This is a genomic window from Streptomyces sp. NPDC029292 (assembly GCF_055569295.1).
The window spans coordinates 34182-59904 of the sequence record NZ_JBVHXR010000036.1; the positions used below are offsets into that span (position 1 = coordinate 34182).

24 protein-coding genes and 5 pseudogenes are annotated in these 25723 nt (G+C 67.6%); 17 read left to right on the plus strand and 12 right to left on the minus strand.

Annotation, left to right across the window (positions count from 1 at the left end; all coding sequences use genetic code 11):
* Nucleotides 1-128: 128 nt before the first annotated feature.
* Together ACZ4WS_RS44905 and ACZ4WS_RS44910 are read left to right on the plus strand one after the other, a co-directional pair.
* On the plus strand, nt 129-1553 hold the full coding sequence (locus tag ACZ4WS_RS44905; protein WP_467989560.1) for a hypothetical protein: 1425 nt from the start codon (nt 129-131) through the stop codon (nt 1551-1553).
* A 25-nt stretch (nt 1554-1578) separates the two neighbouring features.
* Nucleotides 1579-3027, plus strand: a complete 1449-nt coding sequence (locus ACZ4WS_RS44910) for a hypothetical protein (RefSeq protein ID WP_467989562.1) — start codon at nt 1579-1581, stop codon at nt 3025-3027.
* A gap of 285 nt (nt 3028-3312) precedes the next feature.
* On the opposite strand, the gene ACZ4WS_RS44915 is transcribed toward ACZ4WS_RS44910, so the two are convergent.
* The 3 genes and pseudogenes from ACZ4WS_RS44915 to ACZ4WS_RS44925 all read right to left on the minus strand — a co-directional run.
* Complete coding sequence (locus ACZ4WS_RS44915; protein ID WP_467989564.1) at nt 3313-3777, minus strand: excalibur calcium-binding domain-containing protein; 465 nt, start codon at nt 3775-3777, stop codon at nt 3313-3315.
* Between the two features lie 324 nt (nt 3778-4101).
* Entirely contained in the window at nt 4102-4422 is a 321-nt protein-coding gene (cas2e, locus tag ACZ4WS_RS44920; protein ID WP_467989565.1) for a type I-E CRISPR-associated endoribonuclease Cas2e, read from the minus strand.
* Nucleotides 4422-4814: pseudogene (locus tag ACZ4WS_RS44925) on the minus strand (type I-E CRISPR-associated endonuclease Cas1e); the annotation flags it as partial. The pseudogene ACZ4WS_RS44925 and the gene cas2e, both read right to left, overlap by 1 nt.
* A 311-nt stretch (nt 4815-5125) precedes the next feature.
* Between ACZ4WS_RS44925 and ACZ4WS_RS44930 the strand changes: the two are divergent.
* The 6 genes from ACZ4WS_RS44930 to ACZ4WS_RS44955 all read left to right on the plus strand — a co-directional run bounded on the left by ACZ4WS_RS44930 (nt 5126) and on the right by ACZ4WS_RS44955 (nt 8638).
* Complete coding sequence (locus ACZ4WS_RS44930; RefSeq protein ID WP_467989567.1) at nt 5126-5503, plus strand: hypothetical protein; 378 nt, start codon at nt 5126-5128, stop codon at nt 5501-5503.
* 167 nt (nt 5504-5670) lie between these two features.
* The gene (locus ACZ4WS_RS44935) at nt 5671-5898 is read left to right on the plus strand and encodes a hypothetical protein (protein WP_467989569.1); all 228 of its coding nucleotides are present in this window, start codon (nt 5671-5673) and stop codon (nt 5896-5898) included.
* Between the two features lie 326 nt (nt 5899-6224).
* Nucleotides 6225-6500 carry a hypothetical protein gene (locus ACZ4WS_RS44940; RefSeq protein WP_467989626.1) on the plus strand — a complete coding sequence of 92 codons (276 nt, stop codon included), beginning with the start codon at nt 6225-6227 and terminating at the stop codon, nt 6498-6500.
* On the plus strand, nt 6481-6999 hold the full coding sequence (locus ACZ4WS_RS44945) for a DUF6879 family protein (RefSeq protein ID WP_467989571.1): 519 nt from the start codon (nt 6481-6483) through the stop codon (nt 6997-6999). The genes ACZ4WS_RS44940 and ACZ4WS_RS44945 overlap by 20 nt, the downstream gene beginning before the upstream one ends.
* A gap of 12 nt (nt 7000-7011) precedes the next feature.
* A complete protein-coding gene (locus tag ACZ4WS_RS44950) occupies nt 7012-7860 on the plus strand; it encodes a helix-turn-helix domain-containing protein (protein ID WP_467989573.1) in 849 nt (282 codons plus the stop codon).
* Nucleotides 7861-8410: 550 nt separating this feature from the next.
* Nucleotides 8411-8638 (plus strand): DUF7848 domain-containing protein, encoded by a 228-nt coding sequence (locus tag ACZ4WS_RS44955; RefSeq protein WP_467989575.1) that lies wholly within the window; start codon nt 8411-8413, stop codon nt 8636-8638.
* A gap of 143 nt (nt 8639-8781) precedes the next feature.
* Here the strand turns inward: ACZ4WS_RS44955 and ACZ4WS_RS44960 are convergent, their stop codons facing one another.
* On the minus strand, nt 8782-8907 hold the full coding sequence (locus ACZ4WS_RS44960) for a hypothetical protein (protein WP_467989576.1): 126 nt from the start codon (nt 8905-8907) through the stop codon (nt 8782-8784).
* 349 nt (nt 8908-9256) lie between these two features.
* On the opposite strand from ACZ4WS_RS44960, the gene ACZ4WS_RS44965 reads away from it, so the two are divergent.
* The 3 genes from ACZ4WS_RS44965 to ACZ4WS_RS44975 all read left to right on the plus strand — a co-directional run bounded on the left by ACZ4WS_RS44965 (nt 9257) and on the right by ACZ4WS_RS44975 (nt 11264).
* Nucleotides 9257-9517: a hypothetical protein gene (locus ACZ4WS_RS44965; RefSeq protein ID WP_467989578.1), complete on the plus strand. Its 261-nt coding sequence runs from the start codon at nt 9257-9259 to the stop codon at nt 9515-9517.
* 128 nt (nt 9518-9645) lie between these two features.
* The gene (locus ACZ4WS_RS44970; RefSeq protein ID WP_467989579.1) at nt 9646-10095 is read left to right on the plus strand and encodes a DUF6336 family protein; all 450 of its coding nucleotides are present in this window, start codon (nt 9646-9648) and stop codon (nt 10093-10095) included.
* 407 nt (nt 10096-10502) lie between these two features.
* Nucleotides 10503-11264, plus strand: coding sequence for a LiaF transmembrane domain-containing protein (locus tag ACZ4WS_RS44975; protein ID WP_467989581.1), 762 nt, complete (start codon nt 10503-10505; stop codon nt 11262-11264).
* On the opposite strand, the gene ACZ4WS_RS44980 is transcribed toward ACZ4WS_RS44975, so the two are convergent.
* On the minus strand, nt 11213-12166 hold the full coding sequence (locus ACZ4WS_RS44980; protein WP_467989582.1) for a hypothetical protein: 954 nt from the start codon (nt 12164-12166) through the stop codon (nt 11213-11215). The two genes, ACZ4WS_RS44975 and ACZ4WS_RS44980, sit on opposite strands and share 52 nt — an antisense overlap.
* Before the next feature lie 426 nt (nt 12167-12592).
* Here ACZ4WS_RS44980 and ACZ4WS_RS44985 point away from each other — a divergent pair.
* Nucleotides 12593-13057: pseudogene (locus ACZ4WS_RS44985) on the plus strand (flavoprotein); the annotation flags it as partial.
* A 317-nt stretch (nt 13058-13374) separates the two neighbouring features.
* Nucleotides 13375-13829 (plus strand): annotated as a pseudogene (locus ACZ4WS_RS44990) (transposase); the annotation flags it as partial.
* Between the two features lie 2 nt (nt 13830-13831).
* On the opposite strand, the pseudogene ACZ4WS_RS44995 reads toward ACZ4WS_RS44990, so the two are convergent.
* The 3 genes and pseudogenes from ACZ4WS_RS44995 to ACZ4WS_RS45005 all read right to left on the minus strand — a co-directional run.
* A pseudogene (locus tag ACZ4WS_RS44995) lies at nt 13832-14353 on the minus strand (VWA domain-containing protein); the annotation flags it as partial.
* 738 nt (nt 14354-15091) lie between these two features.
* Complete coding sequence (locus ACZ4WS_RS45000; RefSeq protein WP_467989583.1) at nt 15092-15244, minus strand: hypothetical protein; 153 nt, start codon at nt 15242-15244, stop codon at nt 15092-15094.
* A 17-nt stretch (nt 15245-15261) separates the two neighbouring features.
* Entirely contained in the window at nt 15262-16044 is a 783-nt protein-coding gene (locus ACZ4WS_RS45005) for a hypothetical protein (protein ID WP_467989585.1), read from the minus strand.
* Between ACZ4WS_RS45005 and ACZ4WS_RS45010 the strand changes: the two genes are divergently transcribed.
* Together ACZ4WS_RS45010 and ACZ4WS_RS45015 are read left to right on the plus strand one after the other, a co-directional pair.
* Entirely contained in the window at nt 16043-16348 is a 306-nt protein-coding gene (locus ACZ4WS_RS45010) for a transposase (RefSeq protein WP_467989587.1), read from the plus strand. The genes ACZ4WS_RS45005 and ACZ4WS_RS45010 overlap by 2 nt on opposite strands.
* A complete protein-coding gene (locus ACZ4WS_RS45015) occupies nt 16324-17256 on the plus strand; it encodes an IS3 family transposase (protein WP_467989589.1) in 933 nt (310 codons plus the stop codon). Before ACZ4WS_RS45010 ends, ACZ4WS_RS45015 begins: the two co-directional genes overlap by 25 nt.
* A 120-nt stretch (nt 17257-17376) precedes the next feature.
* On the opposite strand, the pseudogene ACZ4WS_RS45020 reads toward ACZ4WS_RS45015, so the two are convergent.
* A pseudogene (locus tag ACZ4WS_RS45020) lies at nt 17377-18120 on the minus strand (serine/threonine-protein kinase); the annotation flags it as partial.
* 78 nt (nt 18121-18198) lie between these two features.
* On the opposite strand from ACZ4WS_RS45020, the gene ACZ4WS_RS45025 reads away from it, so the two are divergent.
* Complete coding sequence (locus ACZ4WS_RS45025) at nt 18199-19182, plus strand: hypothetical protein (RefSeq protein WP_467989591.1); 984 nt, start codon at nt 18199-18201, stop codon at nt 19180-19182.
* A gap of 91 nt (nt 19183-19273) precedes the next feature.
* On the opposite strand, the gene ACZ4WS_RS45030 is transcribed toward ACZ4WS_RS45025, so the two are convergent.
* The 3 genes from ACZ4WS_RS45030 to ACZ4WS_RS45040 all read right to left on the minus strand — a co-directional run bounded on the left by ACZ4WS_RS45030 (nt 19274) and on the right by ACZ4WS_RS45040 (nt 23410).
* A complete protein-coding gene (locus tag ACZ4WS_RS45030; protein WP_467989592.1) occupies nt 19274-21208 on the minus strand; it encodes a pentapeptide repeat-containing protein in 1935 nt (644 codons plus the stop codon).
* A 746-nt stretch (nt 21209-21954) separates the two neighbouring features.
* Nucleotides 21955-22446, minus strand: a complete 492-nt coding sequence (locus tag ACZ4WS_RS45035; protein ID WP_467989594.1) for a hypothetical protein — start codon at nt 22444-22446, stop codon at nt 21955-21957.
* 451 nt (nt 22447-22897) lie between these two features.
* Entirely contained in the window at nt 22898-23410 is a 513-nt protein-coding gene (locus ACZ4WS_RS45040; protein ID WP_467989596.1) for a RipA family octameric membrane protein, read from the minus strand.
* 297 nt (nt 23411-23707) lie between these two features.
* On the opposite strand from ACZ4WS_RS45040, the gene ACZ4WS_RS45045 reads away from it, so the two are divergent.
* Nucleotides 23708-25528 carry a hypothetical protein gene (locus tag ACZ4WS_RS45045; RefSeq protein ID WP_467989598.1) on the plus strand — a complete coding sequence of 607 codons (1821 nt, stop codon included), beginning with the start codon at nt 23708-23710 and terminating at the stop codon, nt 25526-25528.
* Nucleotides 25529-25723: the final 195 nt, after the last annotated feature.

Genomic DNA, 25723 nt, shown 5'->3' on the forward strand with positions numbered 1-25723 from the left:
GTCGGCGGGTGAGCTGACGGCATGGAACGCACGTACGCCTCGGCACCCGTGCCCACCGGCCGCCCCACCCCGGTGGGCACGGTGCGCTGCAGTGGCCACCGCACACGGCGTGCGCCAGGGCCAGCGCGATGAGCGGCTTCGGAGCCGGGGTCCGCCGTGGCGTGATGGCGGCTGACCAGTTCACCCAGATCGCCAACGGGTTGTTCCGCGACAGCCGTATCTCGTACAGGGCGAAAGGGCTCTTCGGCTACATCAGCACCCACCGCAACGCCTGGCGGGTGACCATCGCCGCACTCGTCGCCCTGGGCCCCGACGGACGAGACACGGTGCGGGCAGGGCTGAACGAGCTGGAGAGGTGCGGCTACCTCGTCCGCGATCGCGTGCGCCGCCCGAACGGCACCCTCGGAGAGATCGCTTACAGCATCACCGACCGCCCTGCCGCCCCGGACGTTCCGCTGACCGACCCGGCATCGGCACCCGCCCGCCAGGAGCCCGGCAGCGACGCCGGGTTCGGCGCGGGGATCCGCCGGGGGGCGATGGCCGGAGACCAGTTCACCCAGATCGCCAATGCGCTGTTCCGCGACACCCGGATCTCCTTCAAGGCCAAGGGGCTCTTCGGCTACATCAGCACTCACCGGGACGGCTGGCAGGTCACCGTCGCCAACCTGACCCGACACGGCCGCGAACGCGTAGACGCGGTGACCACCGGCCTGGAGGAACTGCAGAAGCAGGGATTCCTGCTGCGCGACCGCGACCGCAACGCCGACGGCACGCTCGGGCAGGCGCTGTACTTCATCACCGACCTGCCTGCCCTGCAAAACCCCAGCTCACAACCAGAGTCGGGTTATCCAGGATTGGCTGAGCCAGTGTTGGCTGATCCCGGCACTAAGAACACCATCGTTAAGAAGACCAACAAGCAGAACACCAACCCCCTCCGTCCGTGCGATCACGGCGACGCCGCACACACGAACGGAAGAACGGGCCCCGCGGACCGGGCAGCGTCCCCGGCGCCGCCGCCCCCGGCAGACGAGATGCATCCGGGGATCCGGCTGCTGCTGGAGATCGGGGCGAGCCGTCCTGAACTGCTGCTGACCGGGCCGGCGCTGACCGATCAGAGCCGCGTGGCGACCGCGATGATGGACGCCGGCTGGAGCCCCGCGCAACTGCGCCATGTCATCACCGACCGGCCCCTGCCGCACCCGGTGCGTACCTCGGTCGGCGCGATCATCGCCGCCCGGCTCCGCGCCGCCCAGGCCTACCCGCCGCCCGCCATCGCAGCAGACCCCCAGGACGCGCCCCCGTGCAACGAGCCGCTCGCGTCGGCGTCAACCGAGCGGCCATCGACAGCGTCCGCCGCTCGCAGCGTGAGCGAGGCCCTGACCTACCGGGCCCTCGTCGAATGCGCCGACTGCGGCGTTCCCGCAACCGCCCCCGGTGAGGACCTCTGCCCGGCCTGCCTCGGCTGGCCGTTGTGCCGCACCTGCCCGGGCCCGACTCGCAAGCGAGCCCACCCCGACGGCGACGGCCGCTGCACGACGTGCGCCTCCGCCTGACCAACCAACCGGAAGGAAGCAGCCCGTGACGGAAACGCTCCGCACACCACCGCCGGCCGCGGCCGCGCAGTACCGGCGCCCCTTCACCCTCGACCCGGGCCGGTGGGAGGAGGAACGGTCCCGCGCCCTGCGGACCGGCCACGTCCGCGACAGCACGTGCTCAGCCGAGTGCCAGCCCGTGCTGGTGTACGAACGCACCCGGTGGGGCTGGCTCGCCTGGACCGTTCCCGGTGACGGCACCCTGCCCGAGCAGCCCCATCAGATCGGGGTGCTCACCCCGGCCGCGACGCGCACGCAGCGCCTGACCCTTCGCTGGCTGACCAGGCGCCCCGCCAGGCGCATCGCCCTGACTCCGGCCACCCCCGGATCCCTCCGGTTCTCCTCCGCTGCCGTCGCCCTCATCAGCCTGATCGCCGGACTGTTCGCCATCGCCCACAGCGTCCCCGCCGACGTTGCGCTGCCGGGAATGGTGCTCGCCCCGATGCTCGCCGAGCACCTTCCGGGACGGCTGGATGCACGGGCCCGCGCACACGTCCGCAGCGTCGAAGGCGACGGCGCCTGCCGCTACCTGCAGCGCCTTGCCGCCTTGCACAGCTACCTCGTCCAGGCTTCCACCAGCAGCGACCGCTACGAACTGCAACGCCCCGCCGAGATCGGCCAGCACATGCTGTGGGACGCCGCCGGCCTGCTCCAGACCCAGGACACCCGCTCGGCCTCGGGCCAACTCATCGCCCGCGAGCGGCTGATGGTCCAGCTCGCCGACCAGGTCGCCCAGACCCTGAAGCGCACCCACACCAAGGACGCCCCAGCCGATGCGGGCCAGCCCCGCCAGCACGAGCGGCCGTTGGGCCCGTACCCGCCCGGCGCCGAGCAGCCAGCACCTCGACGCACGCCCGGCACTTCACCGTTGAAGGGATACCACCCCATGACCCAGACCCAGCCCGACGACGCTGTCCGCACCGCGGACGTCTACCTCGTCTTCGCGCACGAGCTCTACTACCCCGGCCCCGGAGCCCGGGAGATCAACACCACCCTGGTGGCCGCTGCCTCTCTGCTCCACCCGCGGGTACGGCAGCCCGACGGCGCCCAGATCCACGACCGCCTCACCCAGGGACGCCAGCCAGGAGAGATCATCCCGCTGGCCACCCTCACCCACGAACTGAACGGCGGCGCCGGCTGGCCGACGGTCGGCGACTGGGAGAGCGTCACCACCGACCTGCTGCAGCTCGTCCGCACAGGGGAGTGCGACGCCCTCAGCCTCGGACTGCCCGAGATCGCGCGAGCCCTCATCTGCACCGGACCGCACAGCCACGTGCGCGCCTTCGACGCCGCGGCCGACCAGTTCATCGCCTACGGGCCGACAGAGCGCGCCGCTGTCCTGGCCGAGGTCGGCACGTTCCTCGCGCCCCTCGTGGCCGAGCAGGCCCTCTGGCCTGGCGACGACCTGCTGCCCCCGCTCTGCCAGCGCGAGTGAGAGGGCGATGGGCCGCGGGCGGTGTGGGACCGCTCCCCGTTGGCCGCGTGAAAGGGGGAGTGAAGACGATCTGCCGGAAGCCGGAACACCCCCGCGTCGGCGGGGAGAACGTGACGATTGCCGCGCTGGAGTGCGCGGTCGTCGGAACACCCCCGCGTCGGCGGGGAGGACAAGATCGGGGGGAGCAGGTTGACGAGGATGTCCGGAACACCCCCGCGTCGGCGGGGAGGACTGGGATAGAGGCATCCGCGAGCGCCCGCCCAACTTGGGGCGGGCGCTTTGCGTTCAGCTGTCGCAGCCGATGCCGTCGCCGTCTCGGTCGAGGTGGGAGGCGTAGCCGGGTTCGCCGCGGTGGATGGGTGCGGCTCCGGCGGCGCGGGCTTCGCTGCAGTTGGCGTAGTAGACGCTGCTGCTGTCGTCGCCGCCGGTGGTGGCGCTTCCGCCGCTCGTGCTGCTGCCGGCCCGGGCGGTGACGGTCACCTTGACTTTGACCTTCTGGGTCTCCGTCACTGTTGGCGCTGGCTCGGGGTCGGTGGTCTTGGTGGCTGTCGCGGTGACGGTGACGGTGGGCTGCGGCTTGGCTGCGGCGGCCTTGGCGTCGTCCGTCTTCTTCTGCGTGTCGCTGCCTCCGATACCGACGCCGATGAACAGGGCGACGCCGAGGGCGGGCAGTACGTAGCGTTTCCGAGCCCATCGCGGGGCGGTCCTGACGGTTGGCGGCGCGGGCGGGTTCGTGTAAGGGCTGGTCATGTGTCCCCCCAGGGTTGGTTCGAGGGGGATGACGGTAGTGCGATGGCGCTGGTGATGTGAAGGAAATGGGGAGATGGCCGCCCATCGGTGATTGCCGGAACACCCCCGCGTCGGCGGGGAGGACGTCCCCGAGGTTCACGGCCCACGGGAAGCGGGCGGAACACCCCCGCGTCGGCGGGGAGGACTTGATGCCGAGGGTCTCGACGTCGGCGAGGAACGGAACACCCCCGCGTCGGCGGGGAGGACCCGCCTGCGGGGACCACCATCGGCCGGGCGAACGGAACACCCCCGCGTCGGCGGGGAGGACACTTCCTGACCTGGGGCTCAGCAATGGCTTTGCTGTTCGTTTGCCCTTCCCGGGGCTCCTGCCATACGGATGAGAGTAAGGCCTTCGAAGTCCATGGGGATGCGGCGGCGAGTACCAGCCGTGTGGAGGGCGTAGCCCTGTTCGGTGGGGGCAGGGTGAATGAGAAGAGCAGCCCCATGGGCGACAGTTTCAGTGACGGCGGACCAAAGCTCGTCGCGGACGCGAGCGGAGACGGTGCCGACGAAGATCCCGGGTACGACCTCGCTGGTCCAGCGACTGAGGGCGCCGCGCAGGTGGTCGGGGACAGCGGTGGTGGCGATGACGACCATGGACGCCATCACTCACCGCCTTCAGAGGCGTAATTGACACCAGCGGGCAGGACGCCGACCTGAGGATCCCAGAGGTGGACCATGTCGACGTCCCGTCGCTCGGAACGGTCCTCAAGCTCCGCGCCGGGAGCGAGCAGTGTCTGGACGTCGCGGACCACACGGGGGAGGAGGCGCAGGAGACGGAGTTCTTCGCGGAAGCGGCGGCGTGCTTCTTGCTCCGGGTTGGGAGATTGGTGGAGGGCGAAGGCGACGGGGAGGGTGGTCTCGGCTTTGTACAGGTCGGCGATGTCGTAGACGAAGGCGTGCTGAGTGCCTGCATGGACGAAGCCGAGGGCGGGGGAGCAGCCGAGGGCGAGCAGGGCGGCGTGCACGACGCCGTAGAGGCAGGTGTTGGCCCCGGTCGGTCAGGAACCGCAGGTGCCGGGTGGACAGGTCGAGGGCAGACGGGTAGACAAGCACATGAAGCTCCTGGCGGCACAGGCGATCTTGGTCGTGAACCCGTCTACCAGGAGCTTCATCGCGTGCGCAGACCAACCGGCGGATTCAAAAACCAAGTTGGCCGTCGACATCATCGCTGCGGGCTCTGCATAGGCTGGTGCGCGTGGATGTGACGGGGTGTCTTGGGTGTGACCTTCTGACCGGGCGCCGGGAGTTGCCCGGGGGCGTCCTGCACGAGACTGCTGCTTGGGTGGTGAACCACGTCGTCGGTCCGATGAATCTCGGCACCTTGATCCTCGGTCCGCGGGAGCACGTCGTGGCCATCGCGGAGCTCGACGCCACGGCAGCGGCGGAACTCGGCCCCTTGCTGCGCGATACCGCTCGTGTCGTGGAGACGTTGTGCCGGCCCGAGCAGACCTACGTCTGCATGTGGTCGCACGGCCGCGACGCGCGCAAGCACCTGCACATCGCGGTCCAGCCGGTGACCGCTGAGGTGCGGGCCCGCTACGGCGGGCTGCGCTCGGAGCAGCTCCAGGCCCGGATGCTGGCGGACGGTGACGAGCCGGACATCACGGAGGTCGAGCAGTTCTGCGAGCGGGCTCGCGAGCTGTTCCGAGCGATCACCGACAGCAGCGCCGAAGACCGCAGCTGATCACCGGTACCGCGCCGACGTCACGACGCAGTCGGGCAACCATATGCGACGAAGCACTGCAGTCTTCTCCATCACGCACCCTCAACGTGAGGTTGGAAAAGGCTCCGTGAGGTGGCGGGCTGCGCCGCATCGAGCAGCCGGTAGAGGTGGCAGACGCGGCAGCGGCCATGTCCGACCCTGCGGCCGTCGCGAATGACCTCTGGCAGGTTTTCGCCGGCACGGTTGAGGACAGCACCGAGGAGGCTCCGGTCACCCCTCCATCCGCTGACGACGTCCGAGCGGCCATCGACGTACTCGTCTCCCGCCATGGCCGCCCCCTGACCGGTGCCTTGCGGGCCGAGCACTTCGGCGTGTCCGAGCGCACCGGTCGCCGGTATCTGGCGCTCGCCGAATAGCCCAACATCCGCACGGAGTTCCTCATGGTCATCTGCGTCGTCTGCGCAGCCGCCCGTCCTCGCGCAGGGTTCGTGCGCGATCGTCGTCGTCCTGGTGGTCGTCGCTCGACGTGCCGCGCCTGCCGCTCCACAACCTGATGCAAGCCCCCGCCTCGCGCCATCACCGGTGTGACAGGCGGGGGCTTTTGTCATATCTGCATGCCGTCATATCCCTTGCCGCGTAGCGCCGCGAACCGTGCCGCTGATGCATGCCCCCTTGACGCTGTTCCGCCCTGGAGATGACGCTCGTGCACGCTGGTGCAACCCACTCGACAGCGGGAGCGACCGTGACCTTAAAGTTCCTCGGCATCATCCCGAACACGCCGACCGACGAGTCTCCGACGATCTGGCTTCACGAGGAGACGGGAGACCTGCTGATCCAGTCGTACAAGGCGACTGAAGAGGAAGTGAAGGCGTGTCAGGAGGTTGGTTCGATCCCTGGCCATTCCACGGATGTCCCCGACCACGAGACGATCATCAGGCTTCCCGCGGTCATGCTGAAGCACATCCCCCGCCTGGACGACGGCAACGGAGAGACGGCAAGTGCAACCACCGGCGCGTAACGCCCTGGCGACGGCCCAACGCTCAGCGGTGCACCTTGAGTTGCGCGATAGCTACATGCTCGATGACCCCGAGTTCATCGCATGGCAGCGAGGCAAGCGACCAGACCCCGCTGACCGGTCCTCGTGGTGGGGCGGCTGGCATGACGCGGTGCGTGATGCGGTCGCCCGTGGCGTCGTAGTCCGGCGCGCGCGCATCGTCTCTGAGCCGATCAGTGACTACGTTCGGTACGAGTACGACGGCACGTTCACCAACATCGCGGCGGGTGAGTCGGTCCGCTGGTTGCCGAGGCGTAAGACGACCGATCTTGCGCTGCCCGGTACGGACTTCTGGGTGTTCGACGACACGCAGGCACTCTTTCACCACTTCACTGGGGATGGGCAGTTGGACGAGGACGGGCGGGAGTACACGGACGATCCAGCGCGGGTAAAGCTCTGCGCTGACGCCTTCGAGGCCGTGTGGCAACGGGCCATCCCTCACGAGGAGTACCGGCCTCGCTGATCTGTCGGAACCATGGCTCTCTCACCGTCTTCAAGCGCCCAGCAGGCTCGGCAGGCTCTAGCGGATCGGCTCGCCGAGCTGTGCCGGGATGCTGGGCTGTCCGGGCGCGATATCGCCGAGCGCTGCGGCTGGCATCCGTCCAAGTCGTCACGGATCATGAACGCACGTACGCCCCCGTCAGAGGCTGACGTTCGGGCCTGGTGCCGGGCGTGCGGGGCGGAGGAGCAGACCGCCGACCTGATTGCCTCGCTGCGGACCGCTGAGGGCATGTGGGTTGGCTGGCGGCGCATGGAGCGTGCCGGACTCAAGCAGGCTCAGGAAGCGCGCTTGCCGCTGTTTGAGCGGACCCACCGTTTCCGCTCGTACTCGTCTTGGTTCGTGCCGGGTTTGATCCAGACGTACGGCTATACCGAATCCGTGTTGCGCGCTGTTCAGCGCCGCAGAGTAGAGGTGGACGACGTGGCCGAAGCTGTGGCCGTCCGCATGGAACGTCAGCGCGTGCTGTACGAGAGTGACCGACGGTTCGCGTTCTTGATTGAGGAATCCGTCTTGCGTAACGGACTCTGCGGGGCAGACGTGCTGATCGGGCAGCTTGGCCACCTGCTCACGATCGGCTCATTGCCCAACGTCAGCTTGGGTGTGGTAGCCACGGGGCCCGATCGGTCCCGGATGCCGGTAGAAGGGTTCTGGATCTTCGACGCGGAACAGGTCAACGTCGAGTTGGTCTCCGGCTATCTCACGCTCACGCAGCCCAGCGAGGTAGGCGCGTACGCCGACACGTTCGCGGAGTTGGCAGATCTAGCCGTCTACGGCGCGAGCGCCCGCGCGCTGATCACTGCAGCCATGGACGCGCTCGGGTGATTGCCATGCAATCCCGTGCAATCTCCTGGGAGTTGGAGTCTCTGGGTTCCTAGCGTTGTCGTCATTCGCACGACGCGAGGGGACGCCATGAGCGAGCCGACGAGATACGCAACTCCGCCTGTTGAACTGCCGCTGAGGCTGGACACGGATCCGCCCCTAGTACCCGAGTGTGATGTATGTTCAGCGCTCGGCAGGGAGCGCAGCGAGGCACGGGCCAAGGGCAACGGGTCCAAGGTCTCTGACTGCAATGTGGAGATCCGCAGCCACCCGCACCAGGGGCGCCGCTCATGATCCCCATGGACCGGTACAAGAGCGCTCGCGCTGAGGCGGATCACACGGCGGCTCTTTTGCGTGCAGCCCTCACGCGCGCTGGAATCCCCGAAGAGGCAGCCGCGCGCGTTCGGGCCCTGGTAACCGGCAAGGGCCGCGCGTACGTGGAAGTCGGGGCGCTCCCGCTCGACTCAGCGGTGAAGCTGCTCAACGCTCTCCCTCTGGCCCTGCCCCAGGGCGGCACCGACGATAGCCCCATGCTGCCCGCTGAGGCGTTCGGATGAGCCGCGCGGTCCTGCGCTACGTGCGCCACAGCATCCGGCATGAGCCCGGCAGCGGAGCCACGTTCGAAGCGTCCTGCGTCACGGCGGACTGTGGCGAGGAATCCGGCCCTCTGGAAGAGCAGGAAGCGGCTCAGGACTGGTGTCTGCGCCATACCGGGCGCACCGGCCATGACCTCTTCCGCCGTGTCGTCACTGACCATGCCCGCGTGACCCGCGAGGAGTAGAGACTCCGGCCCGGTGAGGACGGCCCGAGAAGGGCTCAGCGGGTCGGCTGCCCCGCCTGTGTGCCCTCCCCCGTGGCGCGCAGGCGGGGCTTTCCTTCGTCCATCCTCCACGGGAGGGGGAGCGGCACTGAGCGGAGTAGTGATCAGTTCGCGTGGATGTCGTCCACGAGTATCGCGGCGACGAAGGTCAGGACCAGGACGGTGCCGACCGGCCAGAGGCGCAGGCGGCGCCGCTCGGTCGGCGTCTGGGCGGATGTGCTGTCACGCATGATCAGACAGGGCAGGCTGACCATCGGTTGCGATCCCATCCCCACCGCGTGTTGCCCACCGTGGGCTGGACTCCGGGCAAGCTCCCCCCATCCGGTGCACGTACCGGTTCCTGGCCTTGCTGAGGGGCGCCAGCTGCAGCTGGCGCCCCTCAGCAGTTGCGCCGGCCCCGGACTCCTCATCTCTGACCCCAAGCGCAAAGTAGGGGGTTCTCGCACAGTTCCCCGTAGCGATATCGGCCGCGGGCGCCGGCCAGGCGAGATCGTTCCGCTGGCCGCGCTCACCCACGAGCTGGGCGGTGGCGCCCACTGGCCTCAGGTCGGCGACTGGGCGGCAGTCACCGAGGACCTGGTGCAGCTCATCCGCACCGACGGCTGTGACGCGCTCGGTCTGGGCTTGCCGGGGATCGCCCGCGCCCTCGTCTGCACCGCTCCCCACAGCCACGTGCGGGCCTACGACCCGACGGCAGGGGAGTACCGGGCTTACGGGCCCGCCGACCGCGTTGAAGTCCTGGTCGAGGTCGGCAAGCACCTGCTCTGGGCGGAAGCAGGACACATCCTGTGGCCCGGCGACGGCCTGTTGCCCCCGATCAGTCCTGAGGAATCCACGTGATGTTCGGCTACGAGCCGCACACAGTCTGGGCGGACCTTCGACGGCTGCTGCGTCTCCCCTCCAGCCGCATCCCGGGGGCCGGTCAGGTTGTGGGAACCCGCGCCCTGCGCTCAGATAGCGTGCCCTGCATGACGGGCACGCAGCGCACCGACGCAGAGTCGGCCTCTCCAAGGGCCACGGACGAGGAGGGCGTACATCTGCCGCGGCTGCGCTTCAAGAACGTGGTGGTGCGAGGCGCGGTCCAGGGGATCGCCGCCGTCGCCCTGCTCTGTGCGGGCACGCCGTTCGTCGCCGGCCATCATGACCGCGAAACCTTCCTCGCCGTGGTGGCAGGGTTCTCCGCAGTGCTCGCGGGGACGGGGATCGTGATCGGGGGCTTCTTCTGGACGGCCTGCTCGGGTGACATCAGGCGTTGGCGCGACTGGCGAACGATCACCGGCCAGACAGGCGGCATCATGATCATGGCGCCGGTACTCGTACGGTCGGGCGTCCTCGCCCTGGTGCTCTTCCCCGGTGCCCTCGGGCTCTACCACCTGGTCGACAACGCCGCGTACGACAGCTGGTTGTACGGGAGTTGAGCCGGAACGCGGGACTCCCCAGACAACTGCCCGGGGCAGCCTGGTGGTTGCTGCCTACCGTGCGCGCAGGACGCTCAGCGGGAGTGGCCGGCCGTCGCCGCGGCGGTCACGGAGAATGCTGACGTCGCCGAGCATCTCGCGCAGTTGCTCCTCCTGGGCTTCGGCGCGCGTACCGCTCGGGCAGGACCTGCAGCAGGTGCCTCCACAGGCGCTGGCCCGGGCGCACGCACGTGCCCCCGCAGTTGCTGTGCCCGAAGCCGAGGTCGTACAGGCGGGCGGTGCGAGGCCAATAGAAATCCATAACTTCCGATCAGGTGAACGCTAGCGAAGCTCTGCCCTCACTCGGTTCACGGCCAGGCGTGTACTACCGTTCGTCGAACCTTAGATCACCGGTCGGAGGCGGCACCGTGGGAAGCCACCTGCGCGTTTGGATCGCGCTGACGTTCTTCGTCATTGGTATGGCAGCACTCGTCGATCGGCTCGAGCCGTCCGCGCACGTCTTCACCTACGCACGTATCTGGTGGCCCCTGCTTCTCGTGGTCCTCGGGGTCGGCGGCGGCATTCGGCTGCTGACCACCCGGAACGTCCTGCGTGGTCCTGCCGTCCTCACCGGCACTGGCCTTGTGCTTCTGCTCGTGACCCGAGATCCGCTGCCGCCCGCCGTCCGCCCGTTGCTGTGGCCTGGGCTACTCGTCCTGGCTGGTACGGCCATGCTTGTACGCCTTGCGATCGCAGCCCACGCCCCTGCGCCTCGCTCCGCTCTGCCTCCCCGCCAGCAGTACGCTCCCCGGCTTGTGTGCGTCGCCGAATCACGTCGACTCGCCTGGCCCAGGGATACGTTCTCACTCGGCATCGTGACCGCGGTGGCGAGTGGATGCGAGATCGACTTGCGCCGCGCCAGCCCGCTAGGCGCCGAGGCGCGGCTGGACATCACAGCATTCTTGAGCGGGGTGGACCTCATCCTGCCCGAGGGTTGGCGGGTGACGTACGACACCCGCAGCGTCGGCGGGCATTGTCCTGGCCCCGCCGACAACCGGCTTGGGCAGGCTGGGGCCCCTCAATTGCAGGTGCACGCGCTCGTGGTCGGGGCGGGCTTGGAAGTCCGCTACCTCCCCGATCAGCCGCCCGTCGATGGATCGGATGGCGCTTCGGCCGCTGGCACCGTGTAGTCCACCGAGGGGAGTTGACCGCCTCCACGTCGCCAGAGCGCTCCCAGGTTCGCGTTGATCATCCGCTCCTCGTCCGTATTCCTCGGCAGTTTGACGCCCGCATCCTGCAGCATCTTCAGACGGTAGACGTCAATCACGGCCCAAAGAGCCAGCCCGTATGTGGTTGCCGCATGGACGGCAGAACGGTAGGCGAACCACGACAGCACAGCGAAAGCACCTGGGAAAGCCAGCCACCAGGTGTGGGACAGCAGGAGGCCGACACTGATCAGCGAAGTCAGGGCAAAGGTAAAGCAGAACCGAACCGCTATGTCCAGTTGGTTACGATAGTCCGACACCTTGCTCAATGCTTCAGCGGGGATCGTGAAATACATCCGTGGCCAAGCCAGCAACGCATCGAGCTCGTAGGGGCGCCCCGCTCTCTCCTCCACAGCGCGTAGCCGGTTACCGAGGGAGGTGGGAAGGACGCCCCATGTGTCTGGTAGGAGATTCAGTTGACGGTCGAGATGGCCCCCCAGCACACCGTCGATGCGGCCGACGGTTGCTCGTAACCACCGGAGCCGTGACCTGCGCCGGTGGTGGATCCATTCACCGAGACGCCCGACCGCGCCGAGTGGACCGACTGGACTCCAGTACCCCTCCAGCATTCTGATCGACGCGAGTTCCAGCGGCTGCAACAGCAGCCCTGCCGCGAGCGCCCCGGCTGTGGAAACGACCGCCCCCGTCCAGCCGTAATCCTTGGCGTTGTCAATCATCGTGCTGAAGTCCGGTGCGCGGTCGGGCGCGCCGCTGAGCAAGAGCCCGCCGACGGTCGCCATGAGCAACAGCGACGGCAACACATTGACGAACTTCAGACGTGGGGAAAGATCCGCATCCGTAAAGCCGAGCGCGCTCAACTGGCTCATGCCGGCCCTCTATGTTGTCCGCACCGCAACGTGCCCCGGTGATGAGTGGCGGGTTTGTAGAACGGCGTGATGGACACCGGATTGGGGCAAGCGTCCTCGAAGCATCTGACCGTGATGTCCTTGGCGCCGTACACGAGTTCGCGGCAGGCGTCTATCTGGTGCTGCTGACAGCAATTGCCTTCGTTGAGGCCCCCGTCAACGAAGTCTCTCCATTTGCACCCCGGCGTCGTGCAAATGGCCAGAGGCGGCGGGCCCTTACCCGGGAAGTCGATCAAGGCGATGCTGACCCACATGATGACGGCCAACATCCCGAGAACGTTCCACCGAGCTCTTCGACGCGGTCTGTACGACGACATGAGCCCGCCCCCGGAAAGTGGTTGGGAATCCAGAAGGTAAGGCCGGACAGCCGCCCGTGTCGAGTGGCCGGAGTTGATCAACGCCGCGCAGGAACGGCACTGGGACGTTGGCGTCGTCGCCACCCCGCAGGGCCTGGGCTTCCTCGATACCGAGGGGATCGAGGCGCAGACCGGCTACTCGATCCGCTCCGCCTGGCGCACGCCCGGCGAGGCACGCCCGCTGCCGCCCGCGGATGCCATCGCGGTCGCGCCGGCCACCTTCAACACGGTCAACAAGTGGGCTGCCGGAATCTGCGACACTCTGGCCCTGGGCATCCTGTGCGAGGCGGACGGCATGGGCATCCCCACTGCCGTTCTGCCCTACCTGAATGCCACCCAGGCCGCCCATCCCGCCTACCCCATGAGTCTGGAACGGCTGTGCGCTATGGGCGTATTGATCGGCAGTTACGAGCCTCACAAGCCCAAGGCTGATGGCGGCGCTGACCGCTTCCGATGGGAAGAAGCGCTGGACCTTCTGGAGCCCGGAGCGCGGTAGGGCCTGTACGTATCCTCCGGCGGTGGTGGACGTGGCGGGTCCTCGTCAACGAGTACTCACCAGGGTTCGGCTGGCGTGCCATCAGCAGTGAGCGCCCGGGTGGTGCGTGGACACGATGGAGGGTCTTTTCCTGACGGATGCGTGCAGGCCGCCGGTCCGAGAGCGACAGGAAAGGAGGCCGAGGGCCGTGTGCGGACACCGCTCGTCGGCGGGCCGTGAACCGTTCCGGGTTCGGTAGGGACTCGATCGTTTGAGAGGATCGAGTTATGGCACGTCCTTCCCAGTACCCGCTTGAGCTGCGCCGTCGTGCGGTGCGGATGGTCGCCGAGGTGCGACCGGAGTACGAGACCGAGTGGGCCGCGATGAAAGCAGTCGCCCAGAAACTGGGCATCGGCACGACCGAGACCTTGCGCAAGTGGGTCCGGCAGGACCAGATCGACGCCGGCGCCCGTCCGGGTACGACGACGGAGGAGTCAGCCGAGCTGAAGCGGCTGAAGAAGGAGAACGCCGAACTGAAGCGGGCGAACGACATCCTGAAGGCTGCGGCGTCTTTCTTCGCGGCCGAGCTCGACCAGCCACACACACGCTCGTAGCGTTCATCGACGAGTACAAGGACCGCTTCGGCGGCGTCGAGCCGATCTGCCGGGTCCTCACCGACCACGACTGCAAGATCGCACCGTCCACCTACTACGCCCACCACAAACGCCAGGCCGCACCCGCAGCCCGCACCGTCCGCGACGCCGAGCTGAAGACCCTCATCACGGAGGCGTACGACAGGGGGAGCCGGGCGGCCTTGCACAGGTAGCGCTCGGCGGCGAGTTTGCTGGTGGGGCCGCCGTCTGTCTGGAAGATGACGAGGGCGGGGGAGCGGCTGCCGGATGCCATGTAGTGGTCGATGACCTCGTCCATGGCCCAGTGGTAGTTCGTGCGCCCCATATGGCCCAGGTTCTCGTGCAGCTTGTTGATGCGGCCGCGGTGGCCACCGAGCCTGAGGTCGGTGGATCCGTCGACGTCGGTGGAGAAGAACACCACCGGCACGCAGCCGTCGTCGTCGAGGTGGGCGGACAGCGAGAGAACCTGCTCGGCGAGATGCTGCATGGTGCCGTCCTTGTAGTAGGGCCTCATCGACCCGGAACGGTCCAGCACCAGGTACACCGCAGCCCGTATCCCCTCCATCCCGTGGCTGCGCACACTGGCGCCCGCCGACTTGTACAGGCTGACCAGGTCCGGGGCCCGCTCCCGCACCTTGGACAGGCTGATTGCTGCAGTGCGCTCACCACGGTTCGTCGCAATCACTCCATCATGGTGATCCGTCGCCCCCCAACAAGGTGCAGCCTTTGCCCAGTTCGTCTCTTCATTCCGCCGTTCAAGCCCGGCCGCGGGGATACGCCGACCAGTGAGGCAGTGGCACGGTGCTGAATCAGAGTCCGGGCTGGACCAGCCACGCACGTACTCCCGCGCACTCCCTCCCCGGGGGGGCGCCGGAACCATGCCGGCATCGCCCCGCCCGAGGCCGGTCCACACGGCCGTGAAGTGCCTTGACCGGCTTGGCTGGTGTGCGGTCTGCCGGATTGTCAGTACCGCGTCCTACCGTGAAAGGCAGGAGTGCTTTCACGGGGGAGGGCGGCACTGGCTCTGTCGGTGAGTCGTGATGTCGTTTGTCGTTTGTCGTTGGGTACGGATGGCACCCTCATATCGGCGAAAGTGAAGTCGCCGAGCTTTAAAGGCACTTGGGGCCTTGTGGCGGGACGATGGGTGTGCTTCTGCCGCTGGGGGCACCGATGCGCCCGTCGAAATCCAAGACCGATCTGTACGCGGCGATCCGCAGGTGTACGACGTCGTCCGGAAGGGGCTGCAGGCCCAGACGCTGCCCTTCGGGCCCGTTGATCCACGCCCGCAGGTCGGTAGTGGCGGCACAGATCGAGGTGTGCGGGAAAGATGGGTGGCGTCGGCCTTTGCCAGGGCACGGGCGATGCGTGCGGCCTCGTACGCCTTGGCGATGACGACCCATAAGGTGCGGTCCTGGCCTTGGCTTCAGCTGAGGTGGGGGTCTTCCCACTCCACAGTGGCGGTGCAGCGGACGGAGTCGGTGCGCTCCGCGCTGAACACCAGGGTCTTCGCCTGCGGATCGAGGTCTTCGACCAGTTTGTGGGAGTCCTGACCGTCTGTGAGTGTTCCCTCCGCCACGGTCAAGGTGTCGGCTTTCAGGGACCACTCCACGTTGCCTCGCAGCCGCCCTCGCCTCTCGTCCGCAGCGTGCCCGTCAGATGCCGCTTGTCGCTGTCGGAGTCGAGGGCGAATGTGGTCTCGACCGGCTCAAAGGGCCCACCCCCCCAGAAACTCCAGGTCCATGGCTCGGACTTGCACGCGGCGTTGTCGCACGTGCGCGGTTTGTCGCCGCTCTGATAACGGGGCTCAGACGGGAGGGTTTGGCGCGTCAGGTAGAGAAGTGCGGAAACGGCGATGACCATGCCCACCAACACACCGAGCAGGCCAACCTTGCTCCTCCGCCGCCGTGGCGCTGACGACGACCGCGTGTCGTGCAGGAAGGCGTCATTCAGCACGTCAGCGACGTTCACACTGGTTTGCGGAGCCGCGGCCTGCTGCGGCTCCTCCGCTATCGTGGGCCCCGGCTCGGACACTCTTGCCTGAGGCTCAATCGGGGTAGCCGACCCCCAACGATTTCGGGTCAGCGCGATACTGTGCCCGGCGTTGCGGGCCCGCTGCTGCGGTGCCGGGTGCCCTTTGGCGATCGGCTCTGTCGGTGAGTCGTGATGTCGTTTGTCGTTCAGTGTGCCCTCATTGCTGGGGTCAAGGGCTGCCTGCAGTTGCTGGAGACGCTCGTGGACCTGCCGCGCCGTCTGGGGGCGCCGGTCAGGGTCTCGTTGCAGCAGCTCGGCAACGAGCGCCGTCACCGCCGACGGCAGGTCGGCGCTGTCCCTCCCCTCGTAGCGTGAAGACTGTGACTGCTGGGGAAGTTGGGTCATGGCAGAGCAGCGTCGGAAGTTCGAGCCGGAGTTCCGTGAGGGTGCGGTCCGGATCGTGATGGAGACGGGGAAACCGGTCGCGCAGGTCGCGAGGGATCTGGGCGTCGGCGAGGGGACTTTGGGGACGTGGGTGAGCAGAGCCAGGAAGGCGTCCGAGGGCGCGAAGTCGGGCGGGCTGAGCGAGTCCGAGCGTGAGGAACTGCAGCGTTTGCGCAGGCAGGACGCCGAGAAGCTGAAGCGGATCAAGGAGCTTGAGATGGAGCGCGATGTCCTCAAGCGATGCATGGTCCTCTGGGTGAAGTAGCCGCCAGAGCGGCGGCCGAGCTGGCCGCGTTCATCGGTGACCAGAGGACCGAGCACGGTATCCCGCACCGAACGGCCTGCCGGGTGCTGCGGGTCAGCGAGTCGTGGTTTTACAAGTGGCGGGACAAGCCGCCCACCCGTCGTGAGCTGCGCAGACAGCAACTCGAAGAAGAGGTCAGGAAGATCTTCACAGATTCCGGCGGCACCTACGGATCGCCGAAGATCTTCATCCTGCTGGTCCGCAAGGGCTGGCGGATCTCGGTGAACACCATCGCGAAACTGATGGCCGAACTCGGCCTCGTCGCCCGCGTGGTGAGGCATTGCAGGGGTCTGACCAGGCAGGGAAAGCGCCCGGCCGCCCCGGACTTCGTGAGGCGGGACTTCACCGCCGATGAGCCGGATCTCGTCTGGGCCGGCGACATGACGGAGATCGTCACCGGCGAGGGCAAGCTCTACCTCGCCACCGTCATCGACCTGTTCTCACGCCGCCTGCTCGGCTACGCGATGGCCGCCCAGCACGACGCCGGTCTGGTGGTCGCCGCGCTGAACATGGCCGCGGCTACTCGTGGCGGGGACGTCCGCGGTGTCATTTTCCACACGGACCGCGGCTCGGAATATACGTCTCGGCAGTTCGGCCGGGCCTGCCGCAAGTTGGGCGTTTCCCAGTCCATGGGCAGAGTCGGATCCTGTTTCGACAACGCCGTGAGCGAGGCGTTCAACAGCGTCCTCAAGGTCGAGTACGTCCACCGGCACACCTTCGCCACCCGGGCTGAGGCCCGCGTCAAGATCGCCACCTGGATCGCCGACTTCTACAACACCCGTCGGCTGCACAGCATTTGTGGCTTCAAGAGCCCGATCGACTACGAACGCGAGCACCGGACCGGCCTCACCGTGAGGCTTGCCGCATAGAGGAAGTCTCCACGTTGCCGGGGGATTGACAGCGCGGAGCGTATCGAGGCGGGGCGCTTCTTCGTCGATTTTGCGCCGGATGACCGAGAGCCCGCTGTGACCGGTGAACGGCGGCCGACCGCCGAGCAGGGCGAACAGTACGCCGCCGAGTGCGTACAGGTCGGAGCGTTCGTCGCCGCGCTCGGTGAGGAACTGTTCCGGCGCGCCGTACTCCGGGGTGCCGGCCGGGGTCAGCTGGGAGGAGCGTGCCACAGAGAACGTGCTCTGGATGAAGCCCGCGATGCCGAAGTCGACGACCTTCACCTGCCCGTCGGGGGTGAGCATCACGTTGTGGGGCTTGATGTCGTAGTGGATGACGTGGGCCCGGTGCGCGGCGACCAGCGCCGAGCAGATCCCGCTGGCGAGCTCCAGCGCACTGGCCAGGGACATGGGAGTCTCGGCATGGATGTGTTCGGTGAGCGTCGCGCCCTCGACCTTTTCCATGACCAGGAACAGCATGTCCTCGTGGACGCCCCTGTCGTACAGGGCAACCACGTTCGGGTGGTTGATCTGCGCGGCAGCCACCTCCTCGCGTTCAAACCGCTGGGGCAGCTCCTGGTGGACAGCGCCATCGAGGTCGAGCAGCTTGAGTGCGACGTCACGGCGGAGAGTGCCGTCCCGCGCGGCCCACACCTCGCCCATGCCGCCCCGGCCGAGCCGCTTGACCAACTCGTACCTACCCGCGATCAGCGCCCCGCGCTCCACCGCCACCCCCCTTGACTCCGGCATGCCAAGTGTCAGGGTACGGCTGGCGGCCCGTACGCGATCAGCCCAAGGGACTTCTTCACAGCTTCCGACTGAGCTGCCCGCGCACCCGAGTGACATCGAAACTCGCCGACATTCAGAGGCTCACAAGCTCTCGGATGACATCCGAACTCATCGACAAACGACTCTCGTTGAGAGGTGCGCAGCCAGGTGGTCGAGGGCGAAGGCGCTTGCCAGTACCTGCAGCGCCTGGCCGCCCTGCACAACTGCCTCCTCCAGGCCGCCGCCGACAGCGGCCGCTACCAGGTGCGGCGCGCCGCCGAGATCGGCCAGCACCAGATGTGGGACGCCGTCGACCTGCTCCTGCGTCAGGACACCCGCTCGACCTGCGCCCAACTCGTCGCCCGCGAACGACTGCTGGTACAGCTCGTCGCCCTGGTCGACCAGGCCCTCGCCCGCACGGAAGGCGGCGCAGGCAGCCCGCACCAATGCCGCGCGCGCACGAGGCCGTTGGGCCTCTACCCGCCCGGCGCCGACCGGCCGGCCCGGCCAACCCCACCGGACCCGCTCCGGACTTCACCGATGAAGGGACGCCATCCCATGCCCCAGCCGCACACTGACCACGACGCGCAGGCCGCCGCCGTGTACCTGCTGTTTGCTCACGAGCCGTACTACCCGGGCCCCGGCACCCAGGAGATCAACGCCTCGTTCGTGGGCGCGGCCTGCCTGCTCCACCCCCGTGTCCGGCAGCCCGACGGTGCCCGGATCCACGACCACCTCACCCGGGGACGCCGACCGGACGAGATCGTCCCGCTGGCCACCCTCACCCACGAGCTGGGCGGCGGCGCCGACTGGTCGAAGGCCGGCGACTGGGAAACTGTCACGGTGGACCTGCTGCAGCTCGTTCAGGCCCGTGACGTCGACGCCCTCAGCCTCGGCTTGCCCGAGATCGCCCGCGCCCTCATCTGCAACGGCCCGAACAGTGAGCTGCGCGTCTACAACCCGGCCGATGAGGAATTCGTCGCCTACGGACCGCAAGATCGCGCCGCCGTCCTGGCCCAAGTCGACGGGCACCTCGCCCGAGCCACGGCCGCACAGCCCCTACGGCCCGGTGGCAGCCTCCTGGACCCGCCCACCCCACACACATGGAGGGCAACCGACGGAATGCGGAGCGTCGAGTGATGAAATGAGGACGTGGGCTCGGCAAGCGGGTTGACCGCAGCTGTGCCTGTGTGCTCCAGGCGGTCGGCGATCGAGAGCACCGTCGCGATTGCTACCGCTTCACCCGGTTGCGGACCGCGAGGACGGCCAGGCCGAGGAGGACGGGTTCGGTGATGCGGGAGAGCATCTCGGTGTAGGTGCCGGCGGTGGTGAGGTTCTGGCCGGAGGAGCGGAAGACCACAGAGTTGATCACCACGCGGAGGCTCTTTTCGAACCGTTCGGCCGTGATCCGTTCGTGGGGTGGGCCGGTGGGGTTGACCGGGTCGGGGGTGTCGGTGGTGAGCCGGATGTTCTGGCCGGTGACCTTCCCCGTCGACACCGGCTGCGGATTGTCCGCGGGCAGACCCCACAGCATCATCGCCAGCAGCGTTGCGGTCATGGCCAGCAGCAGCCAGCCCAGTGCGCGGGTGGCGCGCAGTCCGTATCCGGACAGTGCCCAGTAGGCGGCGAGCAGGCCTCGTTCGGCGCGTGGTGTACCGGGGTCGTGGCGGCGCATCTCCATTTCGCCGTAGTAGAAGTCGGCGGCTCCCGGCTCGTTCTTGCTGTCCTCGAAGGACTTGCGCAGTGCCCGGTACACCGGCGCCAGCTGTACAGGCCCGGCGTGGTTGGCGCCGAACACCGCCGTGTTCCAGCCGCGGATCGCTGCCAACCGGCCCGCGCGCCAGTGTTGTTCCTCGGCCAGGGTGCGGCGCTGGGTGAACCGCACCGGATGTCGGCGCCGCCAGTGCGTGCGAGGCGGTGTTGTGTCGAACGCACACGCGCCTTCCAGACGTAGTTGGTCCAGGTGGACGGTCCCGGTGAACAGGCACCGCGACAGGTCGACGTCGGCAAGGACCAGATGGGCGGCGTCCACGCCACGCAGGGAGACCAGCCGTACTGCGGCGTCGGGTGTGCCCGTGAGGAGGTGTTCGTCCACGGGTGTTCCGTCACGGAGCAGGTACGGGTCGGGCTCAGTAGCGATCGTAAGGGGGTGTTCGAAGACCGCGTGAGCGAAGTCGACTGCGGCATATCTCAGTTGCAGCACAGCCGTTGACGACCAGCGCGTCCGCCGGCACTCGACGCGGCGTGCGGCGATCATGATGGTCACTGGGCGGTGGAACACCGCCTGGAACAGTGTCACCCGCCCGGCACACACCAACGGCCCCACACTGGACGCCCCCTCGAAACTTGCTGCCTCGAACCGGGCGTCACCCTCGAAGGTTGCCGTCCCGAAGCCGACTTCACCCTTGAAGGTCGCCATCGAGAACGCCGCGTCGCTCTCGAAGGTCGCCGACCAGAACCAGGCGTCGCCCTCGAAGGCCGCAGCCCCGAAGCCGGCGTCGCCCTTGAAGGTCGCCGGCCCGAAGTCGGCGTCGCTCTCGAAGGCCGCAGCCCCGAAGCTGACTTCGTTCTCGAATGTTGCCGACCCGAACCGGGCGCGGCTCTTGAAGGTCGCCGACCTGAAGTGGGCGATGCCCTTGAAGGTCGCCGCTGTGAACGCGGCGTCGTCCTTGAAAGTCGCCGAACTGAACCCGGCTTCGCCCTGGAAGGTGCCGAACCCGAACGTGGCGCCGCTCTCGAAGGTCGCCGACCCGAAGTTGGCGCCCCCTTTGAAGGTCGCCGACCCGAAGTTGGCGCCCCCCTTGAAGGTCGCCGACCTGAAGTCGGCGTCGCTATCGAAGGTCGCCGACCCGAACCCGGCGATGCCCTCGAAGGTTGCCGAGCGGAACTGAGCATCAGCGAAGCGGGCAGTGCCGGTGGACGGGTCGTATACGGCTGCGAGCAGTTGTGAGAGCAAGGAGGTGTCCAGCTCGGTGCCGCGGTGGTCCACGCTGCTGCCTGGTCCGAGACCGCCGAAGTACGTGTTTTGCTCAGCAGTGGTGAGATGGTGCAGGCACCGGTCATGGGGTGCGGTGATCCGCCCGGTGCAGCCGAGCGGATCATCCGGGCTGGTGCCCTGTGCACAGTGCGGCCAGGACGGTGGGGCTGCGGGGGGCGTGGGCGTCATATCGAAAACGGACGGCCGGGCAGACCGACCGGTTGCACAGACCGCGCCACAGGTCCAGGACGCGCTGGCCGACCCGCAGCCGCGCTCGGCAGGCGGGTGTCCTCCAGCGGCCACCGGCTCCTGGCCCACATCGCGGACGAGGAGGAGCGGTTCCCCGCGATCCTCAGGCCGCCGGAGGGGAAGCCGCAGTGGACACCGGACTGCGGCGCGGGTGGGCTCGCACGCCTTGAGGGCGGGGATCCGGAGCCCGGCTGGAGCCTGCGCGTAACTGTGACGGCGTACGTCAGTTGGCCAGGCGTGGACGACTTCGAGCGGATCTTTGAGCTGAGCGACGTGGACTTCGCACCCGTGGAGGCCAACTCCGAAGGGTGCGGTTCGTTTCGAGGGAAGGTCGTGATCAAGCGGTCAGGTCGCAGTCCTGCTGGTCGGGGGTGGGGGTAGAGACGCTGGTGCTCGCGGGCGGTATGAAAGCGCTAGTTGGCGTCGAGGTCGCGTTGGCGGTCACGGTGCGGGGTGTGAGGACGGCATCGGTGCCTTGCAGTCCCAGGTCTGGGGGTCCATACGAGCGCCGCCGGACTCGCGGCGGCCACCCGGGCCGCTGACTCGTGAGGCGCATTCCGTCACCTCGCGAGTCGCATTTCGACCGAACGGCGAATGGTGGTGCTTCCTGACGGCTGGTCGCTCTGGGCACGAGACAGGCACGTGCCTGAGTGATCATGGAACCGGGGCAGCTCACTTCACCCGGCTCAGTTCGTGCGAGCCGCCCCGTCCGGCCACACCACGTCCACGGGTACGCCTGCCGCTTGCGCTTCGAGGACTGTATCGGCGGTTCCCCCTCCCTTGCCGCTTGGGGGCTCACCGTTCCATACGGCGACGAGGCGGTCGGCGCGTTCGAGGAGTACGGCGTTGGCGGCGTCGTATGCCTGCCGGTTAGCGGTCTCGTGCGGGAGGACGAGGACTTCGTCGGCGGCTTCGACGAGGTGGTCGAAGAGGGGGGCGTGGTCGGGCTTGACCTTGCTCTGGCGGTAGTCCTGGGAGGGGATGACGACGATCAGGCGTCCGCCGGCGGCGAGAACGGCTTCGGCGAACAAGGAGTCGGAGCCCTTGGCAATGCAGGAGACGCCAACGAGCGTGCCGTCGTCGGCGTACTGCATGAGTAGGTCGTCCAGGGCGGTGCGGACCAGAGGGGTGCTGTCATCGGTCAGGTCCATGTGCCCGGTCACCGCGATGGTCGTCACGATCCTCTTCCCTTCCGTTCGACACAAGTCGCGGATCCTATCGCGGGCCTCGCGGACAGGTTGGGACGTGCTCTGTCCCACGGTGTGCCGCTACATTCCGCCAAGTTGCGCGCAGACCCGGCTTGATCGCGTGGAGCGGGCCGTGTCCACCGTGCGGTGGGTTTCCTCCATGGCGCCGGTTAGGTTGCCGAGTGAGCCAGGCACCGATGCGGTCCAGCGCACCACTCGGCGACAGACCACGACCTGACGGGGGGTCTGGACGAGGTGATCGTTCACCCGGCTCCGGCGCGACCACAACTGAACATTGGAGCTGCATCGTCCAGTTGGGAAGCAGAGCAGGCAAGCCGTCCGGCGGCGTGAGGCCAGGGGATCGGCACCGCAATCCACTGACGCGATCTTGCCGAGATCGACCGGGGTCCGCGTGCGGACCCTGAAGGCGCAGGCATCGCGGTCACGGAGCGGCGATGGCGCAGAAACCCACGAGGTAGGAGACGGCGAAGATGACTGGTACCCACTGCTCGACGTACGTCAGGGGCAGGTACTTGCGCCAGTCACGGCCATCTCCGAGCGCCCCCCACTCAGCACGGGAATACGCAAACGCCGGCAATTGCTCCTCGAAGGCCCCGATTACCGCGTACTTGGCGGCGTTGAGTTGCCGGTACGAGCGCACCATGACGAACCACGCGGCGCACTGGGCAAGAAGGATCACCAATCCGGCCAGAAGCAGCAAGACCGACATGTCAACGAGCGTTCGGCTCGAGACCGCCGCCACTACCGCCACGACCGCGCTGTTGAGCGACAGGAAGAAAGTGTTGGTCAGGTTACGCCGGGAACTGACCCGGTCAGCCATCTCCACACAGAGCTTGTACTGATCGAGTATCACCTGCCGGTATCGGTCATTAGCCTCCGAGTAGTCGGACGGGCCGACCGCCGTGTTCCACAACGCATCCCCGATGTCGCTCATGCCACCAGCATGGCGAATGGTATGGCGCGGCGGGGACGATTCGGCCCGCTTCCTGGTTGTCTTCTCTGCTCAGCGCCGGCCAGCCCGGGCGGAGCGTCGTCCGTTCGCGGGTTGGACGGCTCAGCTCGTTGTCTGCACCGGCCCGGGCTCTCCCCCGGGACGTGGGCGTCTGACGGGCCACTCCATGTGGCCGACGGCTTGGACTCTCGGCGCCGTTCTGAAGCCCCGCCTGTCTGGCGCGTCGTCCGTCACGCTGGCATCCTCACTGCGCGGTACTCCTTGCGGCGGAGGGTAAACGTGAAGGCGCTCGGGTTAGCAGAAAATGGCCCATGGATTGACATCGAACGGGCGGCGATTGGTCGCAAGCGTGTTGTTCGAGGGGCCACACCCGCTGCGTTTCTGGCCGGATTCGTCGCGTGCGCCGCCACGCTGACCCTCCTCTGGCCGCTCGAGTTGGTAGTGAGGCCGCTGGCCGGAGAACTGACTGCATTCACGGTGATCATGCTGCTCGCGGTGGCCGGGGGTGCCGCGGCCTTCCGTAAGGTGCGCCGCCTGCGGACTGGAGACGTCATATCCGCTCGCCTCACGCTGCTTTCCGCGGTTCTCGCCCTCCTCATCGCCGGCGTCCTGGCGGTGCCCGGTGCCCCGGACTGGCCTCTTGGACCGGGCTGGGATGCTGTGACCGGGTTCACTGCAGGGACCGGTGACATGGTGGCGTCGCTCTATGACCCGGAGCGCCGTCACCCAGTCATCGCCTACCCTGCGATCTTCATCATGATCCCCCTACTGAATGCTTCGGCGTTCGGGCACAGAATGCGGCGATGGGGCTGGACCTGGATGATCCGGTGGCCGGTCACCCTTCTCACGGCCCTTTTCCTGGTCGAGGGGACCGTCATTGTCCTCGGTTTGATTGCCGACCCTCGCCGTGTGGCGGGCGAGGTCCCCGGTGCGGCCATCGTTCTGCCGGTGATCGCCATGGCGGCCGTGGCTGCCATGGAGGTTATGCGGGCGCAGGACGACGCGCTCCCTCCTGGCTGGTTGCTGTCCACAGCTCCCCGGCAACGGCGACTGCTCACCGGCCGACGCGTGCGTGCCGTCGTGCAGCTATGGGTGGTGGCAGTCGGTGCTGGACTCACCGCACTGTTTTTTGAGTTCGCCATGATAGTAGGGGGCAACAACCTAGAGCTCACTTACTTCCTCGTGTCGGTGATCGCAGTGGTCATCGGCGCGCAAGCAGTCACACTGGCACGACGGAACGCCGCCCTCGACGCGGCAGCGCAACGGGAGAAGGACAACCGACCGTGGATGCTGTATCTCCGATCGTTCGGAGACGATGAGCTCAAGGTCATCACCCACGGCTCGCCGCGGCACTCCTTATTCGAACGGCTGTTGGCCCGTCGGGGGGAGAGGTTCGAGGTGATGTTGACATGGCACCTGTGGCGATTCGGACCCGTGGTCGGGGTCGGACAGCCAACTGAACCCGTTCCGCTGCTCGGCGCAGCGCGGGAGTACCTCCCCGCCGAAGGGTGGCACACGCAGGTTGAAAGCCGGATCCTTGGTGCCTCCACGGTCATCGTCGTCCTCGGACACACCGAGGGACTCGCTTGGGAGCTTCGGGCGATCGAACGACTCGGTGCCGCCCATAGGATGATGATCGTGGTGCCACCACTCGGTCATGCCGAGCTCGAGCGCCGATGGAACGCCTTCAACCACATCGCCCGCACCGCTGGTTGGCCACTACTCCCTGCCGCAGCCATGGCTTCCGCCGACGGCTTTCACGGGGCACTCGTCATCAAACTCAGCCAGCAACGTCAGATGCCCGACGCAGCTCCCGCCCCCAACACGGCCGCAGCGCGGAACTGCTGGATGGTGTTCGCTGGCCCCATCGCCGACGAATGGCACTACGAGTCGGCCGTCGACGCCGCAATGCGGCACAACGCCGCGCGCGCCCGTGTCGGCCATGCGCAACCCGCGACACCGGCCTCCGGTATTCCGGGCCTGGAACCCATTGGCTCGCGGACCAGCCGGCGGGATCACCGCTGGGTGGGTTATGCACCCTGGCTTGTTGTCCTGCTGTACGGATTTGCCCTGCTCAGTGTCGCACCCCGGGTGCTATGAGCTCCGCTCGGCCCTGCGCTCCCGTGTGCTCGCCGGCATCGGATGCCCAGGTGGGTGTGGTCCTTTCCAGGGAAGTTCCTGATCAAGCGGTGAGGTCGTAATCGCGCTGATCGAGTGTGGGGTAGAGACGCTGGTGCTCGCGTTCGACGTGGTAGGCCCAGTAGGCGTCGAAGTCGCCGTTGTCGAGGAGACTCT